Annotated in this window: 17 protein-coding genes; 9 read left to right on the top strand and 8 right to left on the bottom strand. The window is 62.4% G+C overall.

Annotated elements, in window-relative coordinates:
* Positions 1-108: 108 nt before the first annotated feature.
* Positions 109-1935, bottom strand: coding sequence for a translational GTPase TypA (gene typA, locus BUA38_RS13090; RefSeq protein ID WP_072818297.1), 1827 nt, complete (start codon positions 1933-1935; stop codon positions 109-111).
* A gap of 245 nt (positions 1936-2180) precedes the next feature.
* A complete protein-coding gene (locus tag BUA38_RS13085; RefSeq protein WP_072818296.1) occupies positions 2181-2936 on the bottom strand; it encodes a Crp/Fnr family transcriptional regulator in 756 nt (251 codons plus the stop codon).
* 205 nt (positions 2937-3141) lie between these two features.
* Here BUA38_RS13085 and BUA38_RS13080 point away from each other — a divergent pair, with 205 nt between their 5' ends.
* Positions 3142-3525 (top strand): response regulator, encoded by a 384-nt coding sequence (locus tag BUA38_RS13080; protein WP_072826085.1) that lies wholly within the window; start codon positions 3142-3144, stop codon positions 3523-3525.
* A 12-nt stretch (positions 3526-3537) separates the two neighbouring features.
* Here BUA38_RS13080 and BUA38_RS13075 read toward each other — a convergent pair whose 3' ends face one another.
* Positions 3538-5094 carry an alkaline phosphatase D family protein gene (locus tag BUA38_RS13075; RefSeq protein WP_072818295.1) on the bottom strand — a complete coding sequence of 519 codons (1557 nt, stop codon included), beginning with the start codon at positions 5092-5094 and terminating at the stop codon, positions 3538-3540.
* A 162-nt stretch (positions 5095-5256) separates the two neighbouring features.
* Here BUA38_RS13075 and BUA38_RS13070 point away from each other — a divergent pair, with 162 nt between their 5' ends.
* Positions 5257-5835, top strand: coding sequence for a TIGR00730 family Rossman fold protein (locus tag BUA38_RS13070; protein WP_244553252.1), 579 nt, complete (start codon positions 5257-5259; stop codon positions 5833-5835).
* Between the two features lie 67 nt (positions 5836-5902).
* Here the strand turns inward: BUA38_RS13070 and BUA38_RS13065 are convergent, their stop codons facing one another.
* The gene (locus BUA38_RS13065) at positions 5903-6172 is read right to left on the bottom strand and encodes a hypothetical protein (RefSeq protein ID WP_156898513.1); all 270 of its coding nucleotides are present in this window, start codon (positions 6170-6172) and stop codon (positions 5903-5905) included.
* A 94-nt stretch (positions 6173-6266) separates the two neighbouring features.
* Positions 6267-7694 (bottom strand): TAXI family TRAP transporter solute-binding subunit, encoded by a 1428-nt coding sequence (locus BUA38_RS13060; RefSeq protein ID WP_083587570.1) that lies wholly within the window; start codon positions 7692-7694, stop codon positions 6267-6269.
* A 286-nt stretch (positions 7695-7980) separates the two neighbouring features.
* On the opposite strand from BUA38_RS13060, the gene BUA38_RS13055 reads away from it, so the two are divergent.
* Positions 7981-8286, top strand: a complete 306-nt coding sequence (locus tag BUA38_RS13055) for a 4a-hydroxytetrahydrobiopterin dehydratase (RefSeq protein ID WP_072818293.1) — start codon at positions 7981-7983, stop codon at positions 8284-8286.
* Between the two features lie 81 nt (positions 8287-8367).
* The gene (locus tag BUA38_RS13050) at positions 8368-8742 is read left to right on the top strand and encodes a YkvA family protein (RefSeq protein ID WP_072818292.1); all 375 of its coding nucleotides are present in this window, start codon (positions 8368-8370) and stop codon (positions 8740-8742) included.
* A gap of 75 nt (positions 8743-8817) precedes the next feature.
* On the opposite strand, the gene BUA38_RS13045 is transcribed toward BUA38_RS13050, so the two are convergent.
* The 3 genes from BUA38_RS13045 to BUA38_RS13035 all read right to left on the bottom strand — a co-directional run bounded on the left by BUA38_RS13045 (position 8818) and on the right by BUA38_RS13035 (position 12279).
* Positions 8818-9999, bottom strand: coding sequence for a TAXI family TRAP transporter solute-binding subunit (locus tag BUA38_RS13045; protein WP_072818291.1), 1182 nt, complete (start codon positions 9997-9999; stop codon positions 8818-8820).
* Between the two features lie 28 nt (positions 10000-10027).
* Positions 10028-10948 (bottom strand): hypothetical protein, encoded by a 921-nt coding sequence (locus BUA38_RS13040; protein WP_156898512.1) that lies wholly within the window; start codon positions 10946-10948, stop codon positions 10028-10030.
* Between the two features lie 356 nt (positions 10949-11304).
* Positions 11305-12279, bottom strand: a complete 975-nt coding sequence (locus BUA38_RS13035; protein ID WP_072818290.1) for an NADPH:quinone oxidoreductase family protein — start codon at positions 12277-12279, stop codon at positions 11305-11307.
* A gap of 211 nt (positions 12280-12490) precedes the next feature.
* Here BUA38_RS13035 and BUA38_RS13030 point away from each other — a divergent pair, with 211 nt between their 5' ends.
* From BUA38_RS13030 to BUA38_RS13010, 5 genes are all read left to right on the top strand, one after another.
* Positions 12491-13075 (top strand): invasion associated locus B family protein, encoded by a 585-nt coding sequence (locus BUA38_RS13030; protein WP_072818289.1) that lies wholly within the window; start codon positions 12491-12493, stop codon positions 13073-13075.
* A gap of 9 nt (positions 13076-13084) precedes the next feature.
* Positions 13085-13504, top strand: coding sequence for an SRPBCC family protein (locus BUA38_RS13025; RefSeq protein WP_072818288.1), 420 nt, complete (start codon positions 13085-13087; stop codon positions 13502-13504).
* A gap of 166 nt (positions 13505-13670) precedes the next feature.
* Complete coding sequence (gene rlmN, locus BUA38_RS13020) at positions 13671-14864, top strand: 23S rRNA (adenine(2503)-C(2))-methyltransferase RlmN (RefSeq protein WP_156898949.1); 1194 nt, start codon at positions 13671-13673, stop codon at positions 14862-14864.
* A 64-nt stretch (positions 14865-14928) separates the two neighbouring features.
* A complete protein-coding gene (locus BUA38_RS13015; protein ID WP_072818286.1) occupies positions 14929-15420 on the top strand; it encodes a hypothetical protein in 492 nt (163 codons plus the stop codon).
* Positions 15421-15463: 43 nt separating this feature from the next.
* Entirely contained in the window at positions 15464-16246 is a 783-nt protein-coding gene (locus BUA38_RS13010; protein ID WP_072818285.1) for a phosphatase PAP2 family protein, read from the top strand.
* Positions 16247-16316: the final 70 nt, after the last annotated feature.

Below are 16316 nucleotides of genomic sequence, written 5' to 3'. Positions count from 1 at the left end.
CCGGAATCCATACTCCCGATGGTGGTTATGGATTCCGGGTTCGCGTCTGCGACGCGCCCCGGAATGACCATCAATATTAAACCGCCGCGGCCAAGCCAATAGGCTCGCTCATGCTACCGCCTGCTTGGCCTTTTCGGCGCGCTTGCGGTCGTTCGGATCGAGGAACTTCTTGCGCAGCCGGATCGACTTCGGCGTCACCTCGACCAGTTCGTCATCCTCGATATAGGCCAGCGCCTTTTCCAGCGTCATCCTGATCGGCGGCGTCAGGCGCACCGCTTCGTCCTTGGAGGTGGTGCGGATGTTGGTGAGCTGCTTGCCCTTGAGCACGTTGATCTCGAGATCGTTGTCGCGGGTGTGCTCGCCGACGATCATGCCCTTGTAGACCTTCCAGCCGGGCTCGATCATCATCGGGCCGCGGTCTTCCAGCTTGAACATCGCGTAAGCCACCGCTTCGCCCTGATCGTTGGAGATCAGCACGCCGTTGCGCCGGCCCTGGATTTCGCCCTTGTAGCTGGCATAACCGTGGAACAGGCGGTTCATGATCGCGGTGCCGCGGGTATCGGTGAGCAGTTCGCCCTGATAGCCGATCAGGCCGCGGGTCGGCGCGTAAAACACCAGCCGCAGGCGGTTGCCGCCGGACGGGCGCATCTCGATCATCTCGGCCTTGCGCTCGCTCATCTTCTGCACGACGACGCCGGAATGCTCCTCGTCGACGTCGATCACGACTTCCTCGATAGGCTCCTGCCAGTCGCCGGAGGTCTCGTCCTTCTTCAGGACCACGCGCGGGCGCGACACCGAGAGCTCAAAACCCTCGCGGCGCATGGTCTCGATCAGGATCGCGAGCTGCAACTCGCCGCGGCCCGACACTTCCATCGAATCCTTGTCGTCGGCCTCGGTGACGCGCAGCGCGACATTGCCCTCGGCTTCGCGCAACAGACGGTCGCGGATCATACGGCTCGTGACCTTGTCGCCTTCGGTGCCGGCGAGCGGCGAATTGTTGACGATGAACGACATCGATACCGTCGGCGGATCGATCGGTTGCGCCGGCAGCGGCGTCTCAACGGAAGGATCGCAGAAGGTGTCGGCCACCGTGCCCTTGGTGAGGCCGGCAATGGCGACGATGTCGCCGGCTTCGGCTTCGTCCAGCGGCGTGCGCTCGATGCCGCGGAAGGCGAGGATCTTGGTCAGGCGTCCCTGTTCAATCAGCTTGCCGTCGGCGGACAACACTTTGACCGCCTGGTTCGGCTTGATCGAGCCGGACGTGATGCGACCGGTGATGATGCGGCCGAGATAGGGGTTGGCTTCCAGAATGGTGCCGATCATGCGGAACGGCCCTTCCTGGACGGTAGGGGCGGCGACGTGGCGCAGGATCAGGTCAAACAGCGGCTGCATGCCCTGGTCCTGCGGACCTTCCGGGCGATCCGCCATCCAGCCCTGCTTGGCTGAGCCATAGAGAATCGGAAAATCGAGCTGCTCCTCGCTGGCATCAAGCGCGGCGAACAGATCGAACACTTCGTTGATGACCTCGGTCGGCCGCGCGTCCGGGCGGTCGACCTTGTTGATGACGACGATCGGCTTCAGGCCGACCTTGAGCGCCTTCGAGACCACGAACTTGGTCTGCGGCAGCGGGCCTTCGGCCGCGTCCACTAGCACCAGCGCGCCATCGACCATGTTGAGGATACGCTCGACCTCGCCGCCGAAGTCGGCGTGGCCGGGCGTGTCGACGATGTTGATGCGCGTGTCCTTCCACTGCACGGAAGCGGCCTTGGCCAGGATCGTGATGCCGCGCTCGCGCTCCAGGTCGTTGGAGTCCATGGCGCGTTCGGCAACCTTCTGGTTCTCGCGGAAGGTGCCGGACTGTTGCAGCAGGCGATCCACCAGCGTGGTCTTGCCGTGGTCGACGTGAGCGATGATGGCGACGTTGCGAAGGTTCATTTTGTTTCTTCTGCGTCAGGCAATGGAAGAAGCGCGATCTCGCCGGAAAACCGGGACCCGCTTGTTCGGATCACGCTTAAAACCCTGGATTTCGGATAGGTGCTTTGGCACCCAAAAAGGAAGCCCGGCCAAAAGAGCCGGGCACGCCTTTACTGCGGCGCAATATAGTCAGGAATCGTCGGAAAACAATGTGTTATTTGTGAATTGGTTAGCCGTTTGGCCCGAAAAATACCGGGGGAATGGCCCTATTGGACGGTCTCGCTCGGATAGACCCCCCGTAACACCTCCTCAAAGTGGTTTTTGACAGATTCGTTACACAGGCAGGCCCTCATCCTGAGACGGTCGGGATCGCGCACCACGATCGAGCCGCGCCGGGTCTCGACAATGCCCTCGGCCTTGAAGGTCTGGATCACCCGGCTGGCATAGCTGCGGCCGACGCCGAGCAGCGTCGACAACTGCTCATGGGTCAGCGGCACGACGTTGTCGCCATTGGTGCGCTCCATCGCCGAGATGATCCATTTCGCGGTGCGCTGCTCAATGGAATGGATCGCATTGCAGGCGGTCGATTGAAACATCTGCGCGAGTAAACAATCCGCATAGCGTGCGAAGACGTTGCGCAACGAGACAGAAGCCGTCTTGGCCGCGTCGAGCTTGCTGATCGGCAGTCGCACAAAAGGTCCGCCGAACTTCACGGTGATCCGGGTGTAGGCCGGCAAATGGCCGAGGCTCACGATTCCGCCAACGGCGCCCTCGCGTCCAACCAGCACGGTCTCGACGTCGCGGCCGTCCTCGTTGGAAACGAGATAGGAAGCCAGACTAGCGTCGCATGGAAAGTGGACGACATCGACATCGTCGCCGGGATTGTAGAGCAGGTCGTCGTCGGCAGCTTCCTCCGCCGTCAAATGCGGAGCGATGAGCGAGAAGTCACTCTCGCTCAGCCGCTTCAGCAGATTGTTATTCGGCCGGTCGCTACCGCGCGCAGGTTTTCCCTGTGAGTTCATTCGAACCACCTTGCCTTTCCACTTCTTCGCTCGCGGGTCTCACAATAGCTGTCGACGTTTCGAAGTTCCGTGCACAAGTGCACAGACAACGGTCGCCGGATGTGGTGGTTTCATGCGCGGGACAGGGGGCAGCCTCGCCAATGCACGTACGGCAGAACAGTTCTGCCGTAACTCATGCCTTTTTCTGGAACCTTCATTGTTTGCGATGATCGACGCGTCGAGTGATGGGCTCCCCGGCGATGTCCTCATCGTCGAGGATGATGCGATCATCGCCATGGATTTCGAAGACACCGTTCTTCGCTTCGGCGTGAAGATCGTTCGCACCGCGGGCAGCGTGGCCCGTGCGCTTCAGCTCATCGAGGAACGCGCGCCGGACTTCGCCCTGCTCGATATCGGACTGTTGCGCGAGAAAAGCTTTGCAGTGGCCGAGCGGCTGGAAGCGCTCGGCATTCCCTTCGCGTTCATCAGCGGCTATGGCGCCGATGCCGCGCTTCCTGCCGAGTTCGCGCACAAGCCGCGATTGCCAAAACCCTGCACCTCCGACGCGATGCGGGCGATGTTGCGGAGCGCCGGCCGCGCGGCGAAGTGACGGAAGAAGATTTCAGGTCGATCTTGGATCTAGCACCGTCGACCACAGTGCGACGTCGTTGCGGTCGCGCAGCGTGACCGTCATCTGACCTGTCGTACCCTCGATCCTGACATGACCGAAGAACTGATAGCCATCGGAGGGTGACAACACCGCTCCGGCAGCTGCCGCTTTCACAAACTTCACTTCAGGGCCGAACGTGTTGTCGAGCCCGTTCTGCGAACCCGTTCCGGCGTGCAGGGGACCGGCGACGAATTCCCAGAACGGCGAAAACTCCTGAAACTGCGCCTTGTCCGGGTTGTAGTAGTGCGCGGCCGCATAATGCACGTCGGCGGTCAGCCAAACCGTGTTGGCAATGTTTGAATCCCGGATGAAGCGCAGGAGATCGGCGATCTCGAGCTCCCGCCCGCGCGGTGGTCCGTCGCCTTGCGCGAACGCTTCCGAGCCTTTTTTGGCGGCGTAGTCGTCGTCGACGATGAGGCTGAGCGGCATGTCGGAAGCGATCACCTTCCAGGTCGCGCGCGAGTTCTTCAGGCTGCGCTTCAGCCAGGCGATCTGGTCCGGCCCGAGAAAATAGGCGTCGGGGCCGTAGGTCTCTTGCAGGTTTGGGCCGTTGGGGCCGCGGTAGCTGCGTTCGTCCAGCATGAAGACGTCGAGATGCGGACCGTAATTGAGGGTGCGGTAAACCCGGCCTGGTTCGACGATGCTTTCACGCAACGGATACATTTCGTGGAAGGCGCGAGAGGCGCGCGCCGCCAGCAGGTTGATGTCGCGCACCTTGTAAGCCGCTGGAAGCTGCTTTGACGCCGACCAGTTGTTGGTGACCTCGTGATCGTCCCATTGCACGAAGATCGGAACATCGGCGTTGAAGGCGCGCACATTGTCGTCGAGAAGATTGTATTTATGCGCGGCGCGGAATTCGTCGGTGGTTTCGGCGACTTTCGTCTTCTCCGGGATCATCAGATTTTTCCAGAGCTTGCCGTCGCGTAATTTCACCTCGGCCGGGAATACGCCATCGGCGTAGATCGTATCGCCGGAATGGATCAGGAAATCCGGCCGGTGCTTGCGCATGGTCGCAAAGCTCACCATGCCGCCGTCGTCCGGATTGATGCCCCAGCCCTGGCCGGCAACATCGCCGCCCCAGACAAAACTGACGTCGCGCCGGTCAGCTGGCGCCGTGCGGAAACGCCCGGTCACGGCCTCGCCGACGACGTCGGGATGCGACAGATCGCGGAATTTGACGCGATAAAAAATCTCCTGCCCCGGGGGAAGATTTTCGACAAGCATTTTCGCTGTGAAATCGCTTTCCGGGAGGGCGGCGATCGGCGGCAAAGCGCGCGCGCCCGAAAAGGATTCGGTGGTCGAGACTTCGACCAGCATTTGCGAGGGGCGATCGGCCCGCGCCCACACCACGCCGCCGTCGGCATTGACGTCGCCGGATTGCACACCGTGGGTGACGGCCGGCCGGTCGGCGGCGCGGGACAGATAGGGCATGGCCACGAAGGCGGCCGCGCCAGCCGTTTGCTGGACGAAACGCCGGCGGGAGACCCCGCGAGAAAAGCTGATCTTCATGCGCGCCTCGGATCGGTCATGCCACAAGTTAGCATGCTCCAAACCTAGGGGATCAATGTGACGTCGAGATTGCCTGCCAGCCATGCGCGGCGGTTGATCTCGTCGTCGATCCAAATGATGATGCGGCACATTGGTTTAACACTGACGCGAGAGGTCCGATCCGTGCCGCGCTCCATCACCAGCGTCGCCGTCTTCTGCGGTTCCAATTTCGGCGATTCGGATGCCTATGCCGACGGCGCGCGGCGGCTCGGCCAGGCGCTGGCCGAGGCGGGAATTACGCTGGTCTATGGCGGCACGACGAAGGGCCTGATGGGGGTTGTCGCAGATAGCCTGATCAATGCCGGCGGCACCGCACATGGCGTTATCACCGAGAAATTGCGTCAGCGGGGACACGCGCATCCTGGTCTCCACCGCAGCGAGATCGTCGCCTCCTTGCGCCTTCGCAAGCAGCGGATGGTCGAACTCGCGGACGCCTTCATCGCCATGCCCGGCGGCATCGGCACCATGGAAGAGATGATGGAAGTCTGGACCATGAACCAGCTTTCCGAGATCGATAAACCGGTCGGCCTGTTGAACATCGCCGACTTCTACCGGCCGCTTCTCACCTTCATCGACCACATGGTGAGTTGCAAGTTTTTGCCGCCCGAACACCGGCACTCGATCTCTGTCGATCCCGACCCCGCCGCGCTGATCGATCGGTTACGCCACTTCGTTCCGACCAATGTGCCGAAGTGGCTGTGACGCCTGCTTTGCGGTGAGCGAAAAAAAATCGGCAGGCCGCACGCGCGACCTGCCGACGCACTCATCGCTAGTTGGACGGGCGGATATTCGGGTCAATGCCACCCGCCCTCGAATGATCGAAGATCGGTTCCGGGACCCAGCCGTCGCCATAAAAGAGCGGCCCGATTACGGGCCCTGCGGCGTAAGCGTCCCGAAACACGCGGTGTCGGTAGGCGGGGCCATAATAGCCGGGGCCGTAGTAGCCGGGGCCATAGACGCGCACCTCCTGCGCAAAAGCCGGTGTGGCCAGCGTCGTGGCCAATACCGCCAGCGCCGGGATCACAAACTTGAATCGCATGGTGATCTCCCTCATTTCAAAATACGAGGAACAAACCTTGGCCCTCGCGGGTGAGTTCCGCGCGGCCGCACACCTTAGCGTGAAGGGAGGGGGCTCAGGTTCCGGTCACCCGCAGCGCCGAGCCTGCCCGTTGCAGGTTCTGCGAGATATTCATCAATAGCGCCCGCCGGTCCGCGACCGCCTGATGCAATTGTCCGAGCGCGATGTTGAAGGCGGCCAGCGCACCTTCCGCGATGGCGCCGTGCTCGAAGCCATGCAGGGTATCGCGCAAAATGTCGTCGGCTTCTGCCTGAAGGCGGTCGAGTTCGTCGGATGAATCGCTGTGGCGCGCCGTGGCGATCATGTCGAGCAGCCGTTCGCGCAAGCCGGAGCTGTTGCCTCGTTCGTCCTTCTTCAGATAGCCGGCAAACCATGCGCCGATCGAGCCCGTCGCCGACAGGCCCATCAGGCTCCACCAGATGATGTCGCTGTAACGGTCGAGGAAGGTTTTTTCCTCGCCGTCGACAAAGGCGGCTGCCCCGGGATGCACGGGAATGAAGGCGTCCTTGTCGGTATCGGGCGTTTCGATCTTGGCCGCGAGCGGAAACTCGCTCATCACGTTCTGGCGAATGGCGAAGAGCTGTCGTGTGAAGGCGGCCACCGTGGTTTCGGAGAGGTCCTTTCGCGCCACGATATGGTGCGAGAAGCTGATCGTCTTCACTTCGTCTTCGGGACGATCAGGCGAGCCGCCGAACGCGCCGGCCGGAATTTCCGATGCCTCGTACATCGGATGATTTTGCGCAATCGCCTCCGCCGAATCGATCGCCAGGAATTTCGGCGGCTTGCCGTCGTGGGTCGAAGCCGCAACCGCTTCCGAGGTGATCTTGCTGTTGAGCGGTCCCGCGGCGAGATAGGCGTCGGCCTTCTGGTTTCGGATCGCGTCAGCCGCCTCCGTGATCGGAAATTGCACGATGTCGACCTTGCCGGGGTCCACGCCATATTGCGCCAGGATCACCTTGAGCAGGTCGATATTGGCGGGCGTACGGCCGACGACCCCGATGCGGTGTCCGGCGAGTTGCGAAATCTTGGTGATCTTGGCGGTCGCCTTTTTGCCCTTCATGGGCGCCGGCACCCACAACACGGCGACGTTCTTGCGCAAGGTCGCGACGGCTTGCGCATTTTTCGGGACGTTGAGATCGCCGCGAACGATGGCGAGGTCGGCCCTGCTGTCGGCGATCGTCTGGGCGCTCGCGGTCGCACCATCGGTCTGGATCGGCCGCAAACGAATCTGGCTGTGAGCGGTCAGGAAGGCCTGGCTCAAGGCCTGGACCACCTTGAGGTCGTCGCTGTTGGCAGGGCCGACCGCGATCCGCAAGGTGACGGGGCGCACCGCGAAGTAATAGCCCGCGGCCATGACGCCGATGATGGCGAGAATCCCGGCCAAAACCACGAGCGCGACGTTTCCCCGCGCCGAGGGATGCGGAGATGGCGCGCCTGGCGGCTCCGCTGGAGCACCCGCAGACGCATCACGGCCGCTTTCCATCGATCTGGAAAAATTCAGGTCCAAAGGGGGGCTGCCAATCCGATTTGGCCAGAAGTGTAGCAAATATGGTGCCTTTTCCTGAATTACATCGCCGTCATGGTTAGCAGTGCTACCATCGGACGGCCCGTCATTCTCCCTCCATCCGGGGGATCGCGCGGGGCCTTTGCAGGCTCATGTCTTTGATCCAACAGCGTCTTTTTGAAGGCGATGGTCTCTGTTTTTGCGGATCGTGTACCGCCGTTTGGTGTTAGATAGTTAGCTGGGTGAGAGCCTTAAGGAGGCCATCGTGGTGGAACGATTGACAGCGGAGGCACGGAAAACGGCGCTCAAGGAGCTATCAGGCTGGACGGAAGTCGCCGGCCGCGACGCCATCGAGCGCACTTTCGTGTTCAAGGATTTCAACGAGGCGTTCGGTTTCATGGGCCGTGCGGCATTGGTGGCCGAAAAGAGCGACCATCACCCGGAATGGCGCAATGTCTACAAGACGGTCGAGGTGGTGTTGTCGACCCACGATGCCGGTGGCGTCACCCAACGCGATATCGAACTGGCCAAGGCGATGAACGCGATCGCCGCTCAACTGGGTCATGGGTAGCGCGGACCACGGCGCAAGTGCTTGCAGGAACGGCACGCGATCCCCAGCTAAACGCGCGGATTTCGAGGGAGCGCAAGCGTCATGGCTTCGGAACACACGGTTGGGTTTGAGCCGGCCGATCGGCTGGCGAGGGACCAGGAGAGCGTCCGCAAGCGTTTCTGGGGCAAGTTCAAACGCGTGGCCGCCAGGCTGCCGTTCGCCGAGGATCTGCTCAGCGCCTATTACTGCGCCTTCGATCGCCAGACGCCGCGTCACGTCCAGGCGGCGCTGCTAGGCGCCATCGCCTATTTCATCCTGCCGTTCGATTTCATCCCGGACATGCTGCCGGTGCTCGGCTTCACCGACGATGCCGCGGTGCTGGCGACCGCGATCCGTCTGGTGGCCGCACACATCACGCCGGAGCATCGCGAGGCTGCACAGGCCAAGTTGAAACGGATTACAGAAACCGAGGTCTGACGGCGAGTCCAAATTCAAAGGGCCTGACGTGATTGCCACGTCAGGCCCTTTTCGCTCTCCCTGTTTCTTGGAGCGTTATCGCGATTTGGGCGCCGGTGCCTGCGCCTGCGCGCGGGCGTTTTGGTCGGCCTCCCAGGCCTTGTACTGCCGGAACAGCGTTTCCTTGTCGGCATCGGCCGGCAATTTTCCGGAAACCGCGCTCTGCTTCAGGAAATCGTCGAAGCGGTTGCGGGAGACCGGCTCGATGCCGTGCGTGTCGAGCCACTGCTGGGCCGATGGCAACCGCGTCCAGCCGGCCAGCGGAGCCGCGAGCGAAACCTCTTTCCACTTCGGGTGGAAGGGCGGGTTCTGGAACTGCGGGAACTTGGTGAAGAAGGCATCCACGAACAGCGACAGCTTGCGATAGCGGTCGGTGTTGGGCGCCCAGTTATAGGCCGCAAGCAGCGCCGGTACCGCGATGGTGTCGACCGATTCGCCTTCGGCGATCAGGTTCGGATAGTCCTTGGCGGTCAGGGTCGCCGGCAGATAGTCGCCCTGCAACGGCTTTTCGTAGTCGACCTTCACGAGATGGAAGCGGCCGTCATTGCCGAAGTTCGAAACCGACTTGTAGGGCTTGCCGCCGACCACGATCACGGCGTCGACTTCGCCCTTCTTCAGCTTCTCCATCGCGATGCGCTGTTCGATGTAGACCCAGTTCGCCTTCATGCCGAGACGGTCCGCCACCGTCAGCACGGTAACGAAGGTAGAGCCGTTCGGCAGGTCAACGCTGACCGTCTTGCCTTCGAGGTCGCGCAGCGAATTGACGGACTTCGGCGCGATGATCTGCATTTCCTCGTTGTAGAGCTTGGTCACATAGGTGAACTGCTTCTTGATGTCCTTGGCGAAGCCCTTGCGTTCCAGATAGTCGAGCGTGTCGGCGCGCACGATGCCGATGTCGACGCCTTGCAGGAACAGGATGTCGGCAACGCTTTGCACGGAACCGCGCCCGACGATCGGAAGTACGCGTAACTTGTTTCCGTCGTCGAGCACGGAGGCCAGATCGGCACCAAACTGCACATAGGTGCCGCCGATGGTGCCGGTGATCAGTGTCACCGTGTTCTGGTTCAGCGCCTGCTTGGTGGCGGCAGAGCCGAACTGGAAAATCGCCTTGAGGCTGTCGGAGACCTTGGCAGGATCGACCTGGGATTCCTCCGCGTGCGCCGCGAAACCAAACGCCATCATCGTGGCAACGAGTGCCATTCCAATCAAACGTCGCATTTTTTTCCTACCCCTGAATGAAAGACGACTATTGCAATTGGCTGAGACGCCGCTGCGCGTCAGCCGAGCCGAGTTGTGCGGCGCGCTGGTACCAGGTGCGCGCCATCGCCGGGTCCGGCGTGATGTTGCGGATGTCCTGCGTTCCCAGCACCGTGGGGTCGTAGGTCTGCGCCAGCATCAAGGCCGCGCTTGCTTCGTGCGCTTCCGCGGCACGTTCAAGCAGCAGGCGGGCAGGCGAGATGTCGCCCGACGCCAGCAAGGCCTTTGCGCGTGCCATCAGGTTGGCGAGCTCATCGCTGTCCATTCGTCGTGCCGCCGGTGCCGGCGGTGTTGCGGGCGCAACCGGCGGCGTCATGGCAACCGTGGGCGCTGCCGCCGTTGCCACCACTGCCGCGGCAGGCTGCTGGACTTCCGGCGCCTGGTTCTGATGTGCGGTCCGGAGCGCGACTGCAATTTCGTCGCGTGAGGGCAGAGCTGCGGCGGTCGCCAGCGCCGGGCCTGCGACCATCGCGGGCGTGCTGGCTACCGCGGCAGGCCCGGCCGGACGGGGCGGGGCGGCCGGAGCTTGCGCGGATCGAACCTCAGAGGAGCCCATCAGCGAGGCGGTCGCATTGGCGAAAACGGTGAAGGGATTTTTGACGGCGACAAACGTGGCGATCAGAGCCGCGGCCGCGAACGCGCCGATTTTCAGGACACGCGAGCCGTTTTTTCGCTGGCGGCCGAACTTCGACGAACGAACGTCGTCATCCGCGCCGGACAAAAACAGCGGAACGGAATCGTCGGGAAGGAATTCTTCCCGGGTCGCTACCGATCGCGAAGGATGTTGCGACCTGAGTTGTGAACCAAACGCGTCGAGATCGACCGGTTCAGCATATTGATTGTCGTATGAAGCGTAGTCAGAATCATACGGCGCTTGATACGAACGGTTGTAGCGCGGATCCTGCGCCATGGTGATGCCTCCCGTTACTACGCAACATCGGGCACTGCCGGCATCAGTTCACGGCCCCTGCCCGCTACTAAATAAAGTGTTGCTAAAACGCATTTTGAATCCGTCCAAAAAGCGACAATCACGATGCCGATTTGGGAGATTCTTTGATTTCATTTGGGCATTTAAGTGCAGCGCCGCGGCGCGGCGGACTGTCCAAGCACGGCCCAAATGAGGAAAAGCTGGGGCGCCGTAAGGCGGATGACACAAGATCAAGCGCCTGACGTCCGAGAATCACCATTTTAACCATATGCGCGTCACCCGACCGTCACGTTCGCGTTAGCCGTGACGAATTGCGGCAGCCGGGAACTGCGGCGTCTTCAGGGATGGAGGATCACCTTTCCCATCGCCTGGCGGCCGGCGAGCACCTTGAGCGCGTCGGCGGTTTGCGCCAGCGGGAAGGTGCGATCAACGTGGGAGGATATCTTGCCTTCCGCCGCCCATTGCACCAGCCGCTGGAGATTGGCGCGGTTCTTGTCCGGGTTGAGCCGCGCCCATGCGCCCCAGAAAACGCCCCTGATGTCGCAGCCTTTCAACAGAGCGAGGTTGAGCGGCATTTTCGGAATTTCGCCGGCGGCAAAACCGATCACCAGGAAGCGGCCTTCCCAGGCGATCGAGCGCAGCGCGGCTTCCGCATAGCCGCTGCCGACCGGATCAAAGATAATATCGACGCCCTTGCCGCCGGTGAGCCGGCGCAGCCCTTCCTTGAGATCTTCGCTGGCGTAGTTCAGGCCGAGTTCGGCGCCATGCGCCTTGGCGAAATCGAGCTTCGCTTCCGACGAGGCGCAGGCGATCACCTTGAGGCCGAGCAGTTTGCCGAGCTCGCAGGCCGCAAGCCCGGTACCGCCGGCCGCGCCCAACACCGCCAGCGTCTCGCCCGGCTTGGGGCTCGCGCGATCCTCCAGCGCATGCAGCGCGGTGCCATAGGTAATAATGACGCCGGCGGCGCGATCGAAATCGAGCCCGTCCGGAATTTTGACAATGGAGCCTGCGGGCAGCGCGATCTTTTCCCGCGCCCCGTTGTGGCCGCAGGACGCGATCACGCGATCACCTGGCTTCAGGCCGCTGACGCCATCGCCAATGCTTTCGACCACGCCCGCCACTTCGGCGGCCGGCGAAAACGGGAAGGGTGGCTTGATCTGGTACTTGCCTTGAATCATCAGGAGATCGAAGAAATTCAGCGCCACGGATTTGATCGCAATCACGGCTTCGCCGGGGCCTGCCACCGGGTCCGGTATCTCCGTCAGGACGAGATCGTCGGGGCCGCAATATTGCGAGCAGAGCATGGCTTTCATGGCGGGTCCTGAGTTCGTGGCACGGTGACTCCCGCATTGGTAGCGAATGTCAAACCGACTCACTAGCGCCTAAATGGCGCTGGCTGCGATAGTCTGCCCACCTTCCGAATCGCCCTTCGGCCCGCTATTCATCGCTCCCGTGACCGGAGGATGCCGGGCCATCTTCCAGTCACAATGATGGGGGACCAGATCGGCAATGTCCGTGCGGGGAATGCTGGCAGCTTCGATCTCGGCAGCGCTTCTGTGCGCCACCTCTTGTCATGCGTTGGCGCAGGCCACCTCGAAGGGCGCAAAGGCGGCGGCCGCCACCAAGCCGGAAGCTGCCGCAGTTCCGGCTATCGGCGGCAGCGAGCCGACACTGATCGGCCAGTTCGGCACCTGGGGCGCCTATATGGCGACGCCGAACGGCAAGAAGGTGTGTTTCGCGCTGGCGAAGCCTTCGTCGTCGAAAACCAACCCGCCGAACCGGCCGCGCGATCCGGCCTACGCCTTCATCTCCACGCGCCCGGCCGAAAAGGTCGTCAACGAGGTGTCGATCATGATTGGCTATGCCCTGAAGCCTGGGTCGGAATCGACGCTGGAAGTCGGCGGTGCGGCCTATGCGATGTACACGCAGGGCGACGGCCTCTGGATCAAGAACGCGGCCGAGGAAGAGCGGATGGTGGACGCCATGCGCAAGGCGGCCGATGTGACGGTCAAGGGCGTCTCCTCCAAGGGGACCGAGACCATCGACGTGTTCTCGCTGAAGGGCCTGTCCCAGGCGCTCGATCGCGTCGCCCAGGACTGCCGGCGCTAAGCTTTTCCAATGAACTTGCAACAATCCGCCGAGATCCGTGCCGAGGCCACAAGCATCTGGGCGACGCTCGTGGACGTCGAGCGTTGGAGCGAATGGACGCGATCGATCGACAAGGTCGAGCGACTGGACCATGGCGCGTTCGGGATCGGCAGCCGCGCGCGCGTTCACCAGCCGCGCATTCCGGTCGCGGTCTGGACGGTGACGGAATTCGAACCGGGAAGATCGTTTACATGGGTCAGCGAGGCCTTCGGCATCAGGAGCGTCGCGACCCACCGGCTTGAGCCGCGTGGCGGTGGAACGGTGTCGGTTACCCTCGGCTTTGCCCAGACCGGCTGGCTCGCCCGGCTGGTCCGCTCGAGGGCCGAAAAGATCACGCGGGAGTACCTCGCCTTGGAAGCGCAGGGGCTGAAACGGCGCTGCGAGGGATAGCCGGGCTTCGCCGCGATGCTATATAAGGGCGCGGCGCTAGTGTCCCGGTTCCAAAGTTCGTGGCGGAGCCACGTTTCGAACTTCCGAACCACCACACTGGGCGGGCCCTCGAAGGAGGCCCCGACAAATTCCAGCGAGAGACCGAGTGACGCAAACGACCACCGAATTGACCGGCACGAGCGCACCTTTGGAAAAGGTACCGCTGGAATCCTACGTGCCGCCGGCGAGGCCCTCGCTGATCGGGCTGTCGCGCGAGGAACTGACTGAGAAGCTCGGCGACATCGGCGTGGCCCCGGCGCAGCGCAAGATGCGCGTGCAGCAGCTCTGGCACTGGATGTATGTCCGCGGCGCGCAAGATTTCGAGACCATGACCTCGATCTCCAAGGACATGCGCAAGGAACTCGAGCAGCATTTCACCGTCGACCGGCCTGAGGTGGTGGCGGAGCAGATTTCCAGCGACGGCACCCGCAAATGGCTGTTGCGCCTGCCGAGCGGCGACAAGCTCGAGAGGGCGCACGAAGTCGAATGCGTCTACATTCCGGAGACCGATCGCGGCACGCTGTGCGTCTCCTCGCAGGTCGGCTGCACGCTCAATTGCTCATTCTGCCACACCGGGACGCAGCGCCTGGTGCGCAATCTGACATCAGGCGAAATCGTCGGCCAGATCATGGTGGCGCGCGATCGCCTCAATGACTGGATCGATCGCGAGACGCCCAATGGCAACCGCCTCGTCACCAATATCGTGATGATGGGCATGGGCGAGCCGCTCTACAATTTCGAGGCGGTGCGCGACGCGCTTCTCATTGTCGCTGACAACGAAGGCATCGGCATTTCCCGCCGCCGCATCACGCTGTCGACTTCGGGCGTGGTGCCCAACATCAAGCGGACCGGCGAGGAAATCGGTGTGATGCTCGCGATCTCGCTGCATGCGGTGCGCGACGAATTGCGCAATGAGCTGGTGCCGCTCAACCGCAAATATCCGATCGCCGAACTGTTGCAGGCCTGCCGCGATTATCCCGGCGCATCGAATGCGCGGCGTATCACCTTCGAATATGTGATGCTCAAGGGCGTCAACGATTCGCTCGATGATGCGAAACTTCTGGTGAAGCTGCTGAAGGGGATTCCGGCCAAGATCAACCTCATTCCATTCAATCCGTGGCCGGGTACGGCTTACGAATGTTCCGACTGGGAGAGAATCGAGAAATTCTCCGAATATATCTTCAACGCCGGCTATTCGTCGCCGGTGCGCACGCCGCGTGGCCGCGACATCCTTGCCGCCTGCGGCCAGTTGAAGTCGGAGACCGAAAAACTATCGGCGCGCGAGCGGCAGGCGCTGCGCGCGATGGCGATGACGGATTAGGCATGATCCCGAAAAGTGGAAGCCGGTTTTCGGACAAGATCATGCCCAAACACAGATTCCCGCTATGACGCTGATCGGCCGTTTGTTCGTCATTTTCTTCGCGTTTCTCGCCGCCTGCCTTGTCGCAGGCGCGGTTGTGGTCGGCGCGATCATGTTTCCGGAATTCTCCGATCTCGGTGCCGGACCGGTCGATCCGGGCGTTCTCAACATCGTGCTCGGCTTCGGCTTCATCTTTGTCAGCGGATTTGCGCTGGTGCCGGCGATGATCGTGGTCTTGATCACCGAAGCCTTCTACGTCCGCAGTGCGTTGGCCTATGCAGTCGGCGGCGGCCTCGTCGGGCTCGCCTGCTATCTCGGGCTTGTTCCCTTCGATCCCGACCAGCTTCAGTTTCAGGGCGTTGTGCGACGTCACCTGGAAATCATGACCGGCGCCGGTATCCTCGCCGGCCTGGTCTACTGGGTGATTGCCGGCCGCAACGCCGGCGTCTGGCGCGTGCCGTCGCCGCCGCCAAGGCGCCCGCCGCCCATGCCCTCGCAATCGCCGTCGCAGCGGTAAGGGTGGCTTTTCATCGTTTGCCGTCTCGGCTAAACCCCGCGCCATGAACCGGACCGGATTGATTGTCGCGCTGGCGCTCGCGCTCGCAATCGGGCTGCTGTTCGGGATCTATCCCGAACTCGACCTGAAGCTCGCTTCGCTGTTTTACGACGAGGCCTCGCGCACGTTTCCGCTGAAGCTCAACGCGCTCGCGGCGATTGCCCGCGACGGCGCGATGGTGATCGCCTGGGTTCTCGCGCTGCCGGCGATCGCTGCCTTGATCGTCAAACTGGCGCGGCCGGACCGGCCGCTGATGATATCCGGCCGGGCGATGGTGTTCCTCTTGGTCACGCTGCTTCTTTCCGCCGGCGTGCTCACCAATCTCACCTTCAAAAGCTATTGGGGCCGGCCGCGTCCGGTGGCGGTGAGCCAGTTCAACGGTGACCAGAGCTTTGTGCCGTGGTGGGATCCGCGCGGGGCTTGCGCGCGCAACTGTTCGTTCTTCTCTGGCGAAGGCGCCACCGCATTCTGGACCTACGCCCCCGCCGCGTTGGCGCCCCCGGCATGGCGACCGCTCGCCTATGCAGCCGCGACCCTGTTCGGCGTGGCGACGAGCGGGCTGCGGATGGCATTCGGCGGACACTTCTTCACCGATGTGGCCATCGCAGGCCTGGTGACGTTTCTCGTGATCTGGCTGGTGCACGGCTATGTCTATCGCTGGACTTCCACCCGTCTGAGCGATGAGCGGGTCGATGCGGCGCTAACGCGGTTCGCATGGCCCGGATATCGGGCTTTGCAACGCTGGCGAGGCCGCGAAGTCGGCCCGGCACCGTCGGCGTCGTCTTAACTACGATTAAAGCGTGCTGTTATTGGCGAAATTTGATATTCGCGCATCCAAGCATCTGAATTTCGACCGA

This window comes from Bradyrhizobium erythrophlei, assembly GCF_900142985.1.
GTDB classification, from domain to species: Bacteria; Pseudomonadota; Alphaproteobacteria; order Rhizobiales; family Xanthobacteraceae; genus Bradyrhizobium; species Bradyrhizobium erythrophlei_B.
This window is presented reverse-complemented; position numbering and strand designations above follow the sequence as displayed.

Excerpts from the sequence above, each read along its gene's own strand:
- typA (WP_072818297.1), bottom strand. The coding sequence starts at position 1,935 with ATGAACCTTCGCAACGTCGCCATCATCGCTCACGTCGACCACGGCAAG.
- BUA38_RS13085 (WP_072818296.1), bottom strand. The coding sequence starts at position 2,936 with ATGAACTCACAGGGAAAACCTGCGCGCGGTAGCGACCGGCCGAATAAC.
- BUA38_RS13080 (WP_072826085.1), top strand. The coding sequence starts at position 3,142 with ATGATCGACGCGTCGAGTGATGGGCTCCCCGGCGATGTCCTCATCGTC.
- BUA38_RS13075 (WP_072818295.1), bottom strand. The coding sequence starts at position 5,094 with ATGAAGATCAGCTTTTCTCGCGGGGTCTCCCGCCGGCGTTTCGTCCAG.
- BUA38_RS13065 (WP_156898513.1), bottom strand. The coding sequence starts at position 6,172 with ATGCGATTCAAGTTTGTGATCCCGGCGCTGGCGGTATTGGCCACGACG.
- BUA38_RS13060 (WP_083587570.1), bottom strand. The coding sequence starts at position 7,694 with ATGGAAAGCGGCCGTGATGCGTCTGCGGGTGCTCCAGCGGAGCCGCCA.
- BUA38_RS13050 (WP_072818292.1), top strand. The coding sequence starts at position 8,368 with ATGGCTTCGGAACACACGGTTGGGTTTGAGCCGGCCGATCGGCTGGCG.
- BUA38_RS13045 (WP_072818291.1), bottom strand. The coding sequence starts at position 9,999 with ATGCGACGTTTGATTGGAATGGCACTCGTTGCCACGATGATGGCGTTT.
- BUA38_RS13040 (WP_156898512.1), bottom strand. The coding sequence starts at position 10,948 with ATGGCGCAGGATCCGCGCTACAACCGTTCGTATCAAGCGCCGTATGAT.
- BUA38_RS13035 (WP_072818290.1), bottom strand. The coding sequence starts at position 12,279 with ATGAAAGCCATGCTCTGCTCGCAATATTGCGGCCCCGACGATCTCGTC.
- BUA38_RS13030 (WP_072818289.1), top strand. The coding sequence starts at position 12,491 with ATGCTGGCAGCTTCGATCTCGGCAGCGCTTCTGTGCGCCACCTCTTGT.
- BUA38_RS13025 (WP_072818288.1), top strand. The coding sequence starts at position 13,085 with ATGAACTTGCAACAATCCGCCGAGATCCGTGCCGAGGCCACAAGCATC.
- BUA38_RS13015 (WP_072818286.1), top strand. The coding sequence starts at position 14,929 with ATGACGCTGATCGGCCGTTTGTTCGTCATTTTCTTCGCGTTTCTCGCC.
- BUA38_RS13010 (WP_072818285.1), top strand. The coding sequence starts at position 15,464 with ATGAACCGGACCGGATTGATTGTCGCGCTGGCGCTCGCGCTCGCAATC.